This window comes from Streptomyces sp. NPDC054840, from assembly GCF_053611065.1.
The window spans coordinates 9923-20196 of record NZ_JBSGZP010000039.1; the positions used below are offsets into that span (position 1 = coordinate 9923).

Annotated in this window: 3 protein-coding genes and 1 pseudogene; 1 reads left to right on the forward strand and 3 read right to left on the reverse strand. The window is 74.2% G+C overall.

The window, feature by feature from the left end; translation table 11 throughout:
• The 3 genes and pseudogenes from ACWGIU_RS05345 to ACWGIU_RS05355 all read right to left on the reverse strand — a co-directional run.
• Nucleotides 1–360: pseudogene (locus ACWGIU_RS05345) on the reverse strand (kinase); the annotation flags it as partial.
• Complete coding sequence (locus ACWGIU_RS05350) at nt 326–1894, reverse strand: lyase family protein (protein ID WP_453702627.1); 1569 nt, start codon at nt 1892–1894, stop codon at nt 326–328. The pseudogene ACWGIU_RS05345 and the gene ACWGIU_RS05350, both read right to left, overlap by 35 nt.
• Nucleotides 1895–2062: 168 nt before the next feature.
• Entirely contained in the window at nt 2063–9439 is a 7377-nt protein-coding gene (locus ACWGIU_RS05355; RefSeq protein ID WP_453702629.1) for an amino acid adenylation domain-containing protein, read from the reverse strand.
• A gap of 318 nt (nt 9440–9757) precedes the next feature.
• Between ACWGIU_RS05355 and ACWGIU_RS05360 the strand changes: the two genes are divergently transcribed.
• On the forward strand, nt 9758–10274 hold a 517-nt coding region (locus tag ACWGIU_RS05360), incomplete at its 3' end, for a TetR/AcrR family transcriptional regulator C-terminal ligand-binding domain-containing protein (RefSeq protein ID WP_453702631.1).

Here is a 10274-nt window from a genome sequence, read left to right on the forward strand (position 1 = left end):
GACCAGGTCGGCGGAGGAGCTGGCGAGGCCCTTGCCCTCGGGCAGGTCGCCGGCGACCTCCAGCAGGCCGCCGTCCGTCGCGCCGAGGGCGGCCAGGACGGCCTCGGCGACCCGGCGGGACTTCGCCTTGTGGACCGGGCGTACCTGAACCTCCCGGCGGCCGGGCCGGGGGTGGAACACGGCGGTGGCCCAGCGGGCGAGGGGGAAGGTGACCAGGAAGTCCCCCTGCGGGTGGGGCAGGGCGCCCTGGAGCAGTTCACCGAAGGTGCCGAAGGCGCTGCCGGAGCCGGGTCCGGCGGGGGCGGCGGTCGCCCCCGCGACGGTGTCAGTGGGCGTGCTGTACGCGGGTGCGGGTGCCATCGCCGTCCTCCCCCCGGATCTCGTTGCCGGTCGCGCCGTACAGGGCGCGGTCGCCCTCCACGGCGCCCGCGCGGACCGCGGCGGCGCGCAGCTCCCAGCCGGCGCCGAGCCGTTCGTACGTCTCCTGCTGGGTGCGCAGTACCGCGCGTACGGCGTCGGGGCGGGCCGAACCGGCGGACACCATGCGCTCCAGGCCCCGGTCGACGTCGAAGGCGTCGGCGAGGAGCCGGGCGGGGTCGGAGAGGGTGATGCCGTGTCCGGCGGCCGCCTCGGCCAGCAGGGCGGGTTCGCCGGGAGCGGGGGCGGCGCCCGCCGTCGCGGCGAGCACGACGTACTTCCCGGCGACGACCTGGGCGGTGCGCCAGGGCACCCCTTCGGTGAGGCAGAGGGCGTTGGCGAGGCTGAACCCGCCGAGGAACTCACGCTCGCACACCTGGCGCATACGGTCGGCGCGGAACGTCAGCCTGCGCAGTACCTCGGTGAGGAGGCGGACGGTGCCGTGGGCCGAGTCGAAGGCGTTCAGCAGGTGGGTGCCGGCCTCCTTGGACACCTCGACGAGGTTGCAGAAGGGGGTGTTTCGCTGGCCCAGGAGCACATCGAAGTGGAAGGCGGTCAGGTGGGCGGTGCGCCCGCGGATGCGTTCCAGGACGGGGTAGTTCTTCTTCTGCGGCATGGCGGAGGAGATGCCGGACAGTTCGTCGGGCAGTTCGATGAAGCCGTACTCGCTGCCGCCCCAGGTGAGCAGGTCGGTGGTGAAGCGGCTCAGCGCGGTGCCCAGCAGGCTGAGCTCCGCGGTCAGTTCGGCGCTCCAGCGGCGCGAGGCCACGGCGGTCAGGGCATGGGGCTGCGGCCGGGAGAAGCCGAGCAGCCGTGCCATCCGGTCGCGGTCCCAGGGCAGTTCCTGTCCGGCCATGGCGCCGGCGCCCAGCGGGCAGGCGTCGATGCCGTCGTACGCGTTCAGCAGCCTGGCGTGGGTGTGCAGCAGGTGCTCGGAGAGCGCGGCGAGGTGAAATCCGGGGGTGATGATCTGGGCGGCCTGGAAGTGGGTGTACCCCGGCATGGGCAGGTCGCAGGCCTCCTGGGCCAACTGCTGCACGACCGAGCCGAGTTCGAGGAGCGCGTCCGCGAAGCGGGTGAGCTGGTCGCGGCCGTACATCACCTGGGCGCAGGCCTGCAGGTCGTTGCGGCTGCGGTCGGCGTGCCAGCGGACGACCGGGTGGGGCAGGCCCGCCTCGACGTGCCGTTCGAGGGCGAAGGCGATGTCCGACATGTTGGCGCCGGGCTGCGCGCTGAGGGTGTCGGGCCCGACGGAGTCCAGCAGGGCGGCGATCCGGTGGGCCTCCTCGGCGGTGATCAGGTCCATGCGGACGTATTCGGCGGCCAGGGTCTTCTCGATGGCGACGTAGTGGCGCAGCAGGTGGCGGGACTCGAACCCGAACTGCGGGGCGAGCACTTCGTCGTGCAGGAGTTCGGCGGGACCGCCGCGGATCCGGCCGCTCAGCTCGGGGGCGGGGCCCGGGGTATCGCTCGTCACGTGGTGTGTTCCGTTTCCTGTTCTGGTGCGGGGCGCGGGGGCGTGCCGGAGCACGCCTCGTCGGCGCGCCGCGCGCGAAGGGCTGGGGCGGGGTGGAAGGGGGCGGTGCCAGGCGTCCGCGGGCGGGACTTTGCGGACACCCCCTTACGGGCGGGCCGGGGCGGCCGTTCAGCGGTGGTCGGCCTCGGCGAGGGCGGTGCGCAGGAGGGCGGCGGCCCAGGTGCTGTGCGGCGGCCGCATCAGCCCGTAGTGGTCGGTGGCGGCCTCGCGGCGGGTGAAGCCGGCCTCCGCCCGGCCGGCCCATCGGTCGGCGGCGTGCTCCCGGGCTCCGGTCGTGCTCTGGAGGAACAGGACCGGGCAGGGGGCGTCCGGGGGCTCGTACGCGGCGGCGGCGCGGATTCCGGTGCGGAACACCGCGTAATGCCGGGCGAGGTCGCGCGGGTCCAGGCCGGGGGCGAAGCCCTCGCGTTCCACCTGCTCGGCGAGGACGGCGAGCCGGGCCGGGGTGTCGGCGACGCTCCGGAGGGCGCTCCGCAGCGCGGCCACGCTCTCGTCGGCGGGGTCGAAGCCGGCGGAGCGGGCCAGGTCCTCGTGGAACCACTCCAGCAGCTCGTTCTCGTCGTCGGGGACGTGGCCGGGCTCCGGGTAGCCGGTGTCGAGCAGCGCGAGGGTCGCCACCTCCTGTCCGGCGGAGCGCAGTTGGACCGCCATCTCGTAGGCGAGGAGCCCGCCGAAGGACCAGCCGGCCAGGTGGTAGGGGCCGGCGGGGCGGATCCGGCGCAGGGCCTCCAGGTGGGCGGCGGCCAGCTCCTCGACGGTGGCGTCGGGCGTCGGGTCGGGGCCGGTCAGGCCGGGCGCGGTCAGCCCGAACACCGGTCGCTCCGGGCCCAGTTCGGCGGCCAGGGTGCGGTAGCAGAAGACGTTTCCGCCGATCGGGTGGACGAGGAGGAGCGGGTCGAGCGTGCCCTCGGCCCGGAGGCGGACCACCGGGTCCGGGCGTGCCTCGACGTGGCGGCCCCGCAGCAGCGCGGCCTGCCGGGCGACGGTCGGGTGCTCCAGGACGGCCGAGACGCCGAGGCGTTCGCCGAAGGCCTGGTTGATCCGGCCGATCAGGCGCAGGGCGTCGATGGAGTGCCCGCCGGACTCGAAGAAGTCGTCGTGGACGCCGACCGGGCCGGCGGCCAGGAGTCCTTCCCAGATCCCGGCGAGGCGGGCTTCGAGTGCGTCGCGGGGCGGGGTCCGTTCGACATCGCCGCGCAGGTCGGCGGGGTCCGGGTCGGGCAGGGCGGCGCGGTCCAGTTTGCCGTTGGCGGTCAGCGGGAGGGCCGTCAGGCACACCCAGGCGGAGGGGACCATGTACTCGGGGAGCCGCTCCCGGGCGTGCCGGGCCAGTTCGCCCGCAGGGACGGATGCGGAGGCGGCGTCCGGGCCGGCCGCGTCGGGGACGAAGTAGCCGACGAGGCGTTCGCCGCGGGGCAGGACCGCGCAGTCGCGCACGCCGGGGTGTTCGGCGAGGACGGCCTCGATCTCCCCCGGCTCGACACGGAACCCCCGGATCTTGAGCTGGTGGTCCGTGCGGCCCGCGTACTCCAGCGCGCCGTCGGGGCGGTGCCGGGCGAAGTCGCCGGTCCGGTAGAGGCGGCGGGTGGTGCCGTCGGGGCCGGTGTGCTCGATGAACCGCTCGGCCGTCAGCTCGGGTCGTCCGTGGTAGCCGTCGGCGAGGCCGACACCTTCGAGGAAGAGTTCCCCGGTGACGCCGAGGGGAACCTCGGCGAGGCGGCGGTCCAGTACGTGGGTGCGCATGTTGGCGATGGGCCGGCCGATGGGCACGGTGTCGCCGCCGTCCGGCCGGCACTGCCAGTACGTGACGTCGACGGCCGCCTCCGTGGGCCCGTAGAGGTTGTGCAGTTCGACGCCGGGCAGCCGCTCGAAGAACCTGCGCTGGACCTCGTACGGCAGGGCCTCGCCGCTGCAGACCACCCGGGTGAGGCCGCCCGAGCGGGCCGTTGCCGAGGGGTCGTCGAGGAACACGCTGAGCATCGACGGGACGAAGTGCACCGTACTGATGCCCTCGTCGTGGATCAGGCCGGCGAGGTAACCGGGGTCGCGCTGGCCGCCGGGGCGGGCGAGGACGAGGGTGGCGCCGGTCAGCAGGGGCCAGAACAGCTCCCACACGGAGACGTCGAAGGTGTACGGCGTCTTGTGCAGCACCCGCTCCCCCGGGGTCAGCCCGTACTCGTCCTGCATCCACAGCAGCCGGTTGGCGATGGCCCGGTGGGAGACGACGACTCCCTTGGGCTTGCCGGTGGATCCCGAGGTGAAGATCATGTACGCCGGGTCGGACGGCTCGGGGTCCCTGGCGGTGCCGGACGCGGTCGCGGTTCCGGACGCGGTCGCGTCCGGCCGGACGACGGTGATCCCGGAGCCGTCCAGCCGCTCCGCCCACGCGCTCTCGGCGACCACCAGGCCGATGCCGGCCTCGGCGAGCAGCGACCGCACGCGCGGCTCCGGGTGCTCCGGGTCCAGCGGGACGTAGGCGGCGCCGGACTTGAGGACGGCGAGGAGTACGACCGGCAGGGCCAGGGAGCGTTCCAGCAGCAGGCCGACGAAGGTGCCGGGGCCCGCGCCCCGTTCCCGCAGCGCCGCGCACAGCCGCTCGGCCTCGGTGTCGAGGGTGCGGTAGGTCAGCTCGGCGCCCTCGAAGCGGACGGCGGGGGCGCCCGGGGCCAGGTCGCGCCGTTCGTCGATCAGACGGGTCAGGACGTGGGGCCGCGAGTGGTCGACGGCGGTGCGGTTCCACTCGGCGTAGCGGCGGCGTTCGGCCTCCGGCAGCAGGTCGGCGGCCGTACAGTCGCGGTCCGGGAACTCGGCCAGGTCGCGCAGTGCGGCCCTGTACGAGGCGTGCGCGCTCGCCATCTGCTCCTCGGAGAACTGGGCCGCGTCGAAGCGCAGTCCGAGTTCCAGCAGGGTGCCGTCGGGGCTGCGGGAGAACTCCGCGCCGAAGGCGAAGTCGGTGCCTGCCTCTCCGGTCTCCTCCAGCACGGTGAACGCGCCGTCCGTCGGCGCGTCCCGCTCCACGTGGAAGTGGGTGTAGTTGAAGAAGGTCTCGAAGAGCGGGCCGCCCCCGGACAGGCGCTGGATCTCGGCGAGCGGGAAGCGGCGGTGCGCGTGCAGTTCCGCCTCCACGGCGGCGACGTGCGCGACGAGGCCGCGCCAGCTGAGCCCGGTGACGCCGACGCTCAGCGGCAGGGTGTTCAGGAAGACGCCGACGACCTTGTCGCCGTCGGTCTCCTCGGCGCGGCCGTTGTGGACCACTCCGGTGGTGACCGCGTCGCCGCCGCCCAGCAGGGCCATCGCCCTCAGGTGGGCGGCGAGCAGGACGGTGCGCAGGGGTACGCCGCCTTCGGCGGCCAGGGAGGTGAGCCGGCCGTGCAGCCCCTCGGGCAGGGGCGCGAGGTACCAGGACATGCGGGCGGGTCCGCCGGTCGCCGACGGGCGGGGCAGCCGGGTCGCGGGGGCGTCGGCCGTCCTGCCGGTCCAGAAGGCGCGCTGCCCGGCGTCGGCGAGCGCGGCCCTTTCGAGGGCGACGAAGGAGGCGAACCGGGAGCGGGGTCCGGCCTTCGGGGAGGGGCCGTCCGCGCGATTCCGGGCGGCGAGCGCCTCGGTGTAGCAGGAGGCCAGTTCGGTGAGGAGCGAACGTTCGCTCCAGCCGTCGAGGACGGCGTGGTGCTCGGCGACGAACAGCTGGAGCCGGGTGTCGGAGAGCCGCTGGACGTGGAAGCGGATCAGCGGGGGCCGGTCCCAGGTGAACGGCCGGGCGCGCTCGGCTGCGTAGCGGGCGGCGACGGCGGTGCGCTGCGCCTCGGCGTCGAGCCCGTGCAGGTCCTCGAAGGTGATCTCGGGGCGGGCGCCGCGGTGGACGAGCTGGAGGGGCTCGGTGAATCCGTGCGGGTCGAAGGAGGTGCGCAGCATCTCGTGCCGGGCCGCGAGGACCTCGACAGTGGTCCGCCAGGCGTCCTCGGAGAACGGCGTCTCGATCAGGTAGGACGCCACGTTGTGGTAGACGCGTCCGCCGGCCGACGGCAGGTCGCTGTGGTAGAGCATGCCGGCCTGGAGCCGGGTCATCGGGTAGGCGTCCTCCAGTCCCCCGGGCAGGGCGGCGCGATCCTCGGGGGCCAGCAGTCCGAACGGCTTGTACGGGGCTTCGGCAGCGGCCGCGGCCCGGTCCCGCGGGGTGACGAGCGGGGCGAGCGCGCGGGCCGTCTGACGGCTCATGAGGTCGGCGACGGTGAGGTCGAGGCCGCGTTCGCGGACGCGGGCGAGCACCTGGAGGGAGCGGATGGAGTCCCCGCCGAGGGCGAACCAGTTGTCCAGGGCGCCGACCCGTTCGTGCCCGAGGACCTGGGCGAAGACCTCGGTCAGCGCGGTTTCGACCGGCCCGCGGGGTGCCTCGTGGGCGGCGGTGGGGGTGCGGGCGGCCGAGCCGGGGGCGGGCAGACGGCGCCGGTCGGTCTTCCCGTTGGCGGTCAGCGGGAAGGCGGGCAGGGTGACGAACGCACCGGGGATCATGTAGCCGGGCAGCCGCCGCGCGAGGTGGGTGCGCAGCTCCTCCACGGTGGGACCCGCCCCGTCCTCGGCCCCGGTCACGGCCAGGTAGCCGACGAGGACGTCGTTCCCCGCGGGATCCGGTGCGACGAGTGCGACCGCGGCGTCGACGACGGGGTGGGCGGCCAGGGCCGCCTCGACCTCGCCGAGTTCTATGCGGAAGCCGCGCAGTTTCACCTGGTGGTCGATGCGGCCGAGATACTCCAGGTCCCCGTCGGGCAGCGCCCGCGCCAGGTCGCCGGTGCGGTACAGCCGCTCGTCGGCCACGTGCCCGGCGGGTGCGTCGGCGACACGGCCCGCGTCGCCGTGGCGGAGTGCGGTGGGGAAGCGCTCGGCGGTGAGCTCGGGCCGGCGCAGGTAGCCGCGGGCCAGGCCCGCCCCGGCGACGTACAGCTCGCCGACGGCGCCGCGCGGGACGGTCCGGCCGCGCGCGTCGAGGAGGTGCAGGCGCAGGTCGGGGATGGGCACGCCGATGACGCTGCCGCGGCCGTCCTCGGCGTCGCGGGCGGTCAGCGGCCGGTAGGTGACGTGCACGGTCGTCTCGGTGATGCCGTACATGTTGACCAGGCGGGGTGCGGTGTCGCCGTGCCGGGCGAACCAGCCGGCGAGGGCGGCGACGTCGAGGGCCTCCCCGCCGAAGACGACGTGGCGCAGGGCGAGCCCGGAGGGGGCCGGGGCGGCGGTGCGGTGGTGTTCCTCGTCGGCCCGGGCCAGCTGGTAGAAGGCGGAGGGGGTCTGGTTGAGGACGGTGACCCGCTCGGCGCGCAGCAGCCGGTGGAACTCCTCGGGCGAGCGGCTGGTCCCGTACGGGACCACGACGAGGCGGCCGCCGTGGGCGAGGGCCCCCCACAGTTCCCAGACGGAGAAGTCGAAGGCGATGGAGTGGAAGAGGGTCCACACGTCCTCGGGAGCGAAGCCGAACCAGTGGTCGGTGGCGGAGAACAGCCGGGTGATGTTGGAGTGGGGCACGAGGGTGCCCTTGGGGAGGCCGGTGGAGCCGGAGGTGTAGATGACGTAGGCCAGGTGGTCCGGGGTGACGCCGGTGTCGGGGGCGGTGTCCGGTTCGGCGGCCAGGAGCGGGGCGTCGGCGAGCAGGTCGACGAAGTGCAGGCCGGCGGAGTGCAGGCCGGGGGCCTCCCACAGGGACCGGGTGTCGGTGGTGCCGACGACGTGCTCCAGGCGGGCGTCCTGGACGATGTGGCGCAGCCGCTCGGGCGGGTTGTCGGGGTCGAGCGGCAGGTAGGCGCCGCCGGCCTTGAGGATGCCGAGCAGGGCGACGACGAGGTCGGCGGAGCGGGGCAGGCAGAGTCCGACGAGGGTGTCGGGTCCCACGCCGAGGGTGCGCAGCCGGTGCGCGAGCCGGTTGGCCCGGGTGTCGAGCTCGCGGTAGGTGAGGGACGTGCCCTCGTGGACGAGGGCGACCGCGTGGGGGGTGCGGGCGGCGTGTCCGGCGAAGATCTCGTGGACGCAGCGTGGCTCGCCCGGGGTGGACGGGAGGGCGGCGCGGGCCGGGAGCGGCGAGCCGATGCCGGTCCGCTCGTCGGCCGACAGCATCGGCAGTGCGCTGAGAGGCAGTTCGGGGTTCTCGGTGGCGGCGTCCAGGAGGTGGGTGAAGTGCCGACCGAACTGCCGGGCGGTGGCGGCCTCGAACAGGTCGGCCCGGTACTCCAGCCGGCAGCTCAGCGCACCGCCGGTGCGTACGACGTCGAAGGTCAGGTCGAACTTGGCGGTTCCGGCGGGCCCTTCGAGCATCCTGGCCTTCGGGCCGGGCAGGCCGTCGGTCATGCCGTCCTCGTCGTGCAGTCCGAACATGACCCGGAAGGGGGACGCGTCCTCGCCGGTGCGTCCGGGGGCGATCCGGTCGACGACGCGTTCGAAGGGCAGGTCCTGGTGGTCCTGGGCGTCGAGCACGGTGTCCCGTACGCGCTCCAGGTGGATCCGGAAGGCGGGGTCGTCGGACAGGTCGGCGCGGATCACCAGCGTGTTGACGAACAGGCCGACGGTGTCCTGGAACTCCTTGCGGTTGCGGCCCGCCACCGGCGTCCCGACCAGTACGTCGTCGGTGCCCGTGTAGCGGCCGAGCACGATCTGGAAGGCCGCCAGCATCAGCGTGTAGGGGGTGCTGTGGGTCTCACGGCACAGGCGCTCCATCCGGGCGAGCACCGGGGCCGGCACCTCGAAGGAGTGCAGCGCCGCCGCGCCGCGGGCCGCTCCGGCACCGGGCCGGCCGTCGCGGGGCAGGGGCGCGTCGGGCAACTCGCCGCCCAACTGCTGCTCCCAGTAGGCGAGCTGACGCTGGGCGGCGGCTCCGCGGAGCCATTCCTCCTGCCAGTCGGAGAAGTCGGCGTACTGGTAGTCCGGGGCCTGCAGGACCTCTTCGGCCTCCACAGCCTCTTCGGCCTCTACGGACACGGCCGGCCGCGGACGGTCGGGACCCTCGCCGTAGCGGGCATACGCGGCGAGGAGCTCGCGGGCGAGGATCTGGACGGACCAGCCGTCGGCGACGATGTGGTGCATGGCGAGCGCGAGCACCGCGCCCTCGGGGGTGTGCAGCAGGGCCGCCCGGAAGAGCGGTCCGGACTCCAGGTCGAAGGGCCGGTGGTGTTCGGCGGCCATCCACTCCTCGACGTCCAGTGGCCCGCGCGCCGCGGCGCAGGACCAGACGAGCGCCGCCTCGGTGTCGATGTGCTGCCACAGCTCGCCGTCCCGCAGGACGAACCGGGTGCGCAGCGCCTCGTGCCGGTCGACCAGGCCCTGGGCGCAGGTACGGAGCGCGGCCTCGTCCACCGGTCCTTCGAGGCCGTAGAAGACGGGCATGTGGTAGGTCGGCCTGCCCTCCTCCATCTGCTGGAGGAAGTACATCCGCTGCTGCGCTCCGGACGCGCGGAACGCGCTGAACGACGGCTCCGCAGGGCGTTCGATCGGATCGTGACTGGCCAAGACAACTCCCTCGGCGCCGCACCGGTGACCGGCCCGCGACGCTTGCTCCGCTTGCTTGCCCGCCCAGCCTAGGAACGGCAGCGATTCGGGTGAAGTCGCCTGTTTCCGGTCCCCTGTTCACGTGACAGGGGCTGTGGACTTCGACAACTTCGGCGAGGACCTGGGCACGCGCATCAGCGGGAAGCCCTCCGCGCGAACCGGGCCACCGCGGCCGGCGCGCCAGCGCGTACACCTCACGCGCCGCCCTCCTCACCTCGACCATGGCGCAGGCAGGCCAGCGCCCAGCCTCATGCAAGAAATTTGCTTTAAGATGGGCGCATGAGCCGAGAAGCGATGGTCCGCCCGGGAGGCCGCAGCGCGCGGGTCCAGGAAGCCGTCCACACCGCCGTGCGCGAGCTCCAGGCCGAGCTGGGGCGTCCGGAGCTGACGATCCCGATGGTCGCGGCGCGCGCCGGCGTCACTCCGTCGACGATCTACCGCCGCTGGGGCGACCTGCAGGAGCTGCTCTCGGACGTAGCCGTCGAGCGCTTGCGCCCGGATGCTCCGCCGGCGGACCACGGAGATCTGACAACGGACCTGCGGCGCTGGGCCGAGCAGTTCCTGGAGGAGATGGCGTCGCCCACGGGGCGCGCGTACATCCGCGACGCACTGCTGGGTGACCCCGCCGGCGACAACGCGGGGCAGTGTTCGGCGTACGCGGCGGAGCAGGTCGCCGTCGTGCTCGCCCGCGCCGCGGAGCGCGGCGAGGACGCCCCCGACGTCGAGACGGTGCTCGACCGGGTCGTGGCGCCGGTGATGTACCGCATCCTGTTCCGCCCCGTCGGCCTCACCGACG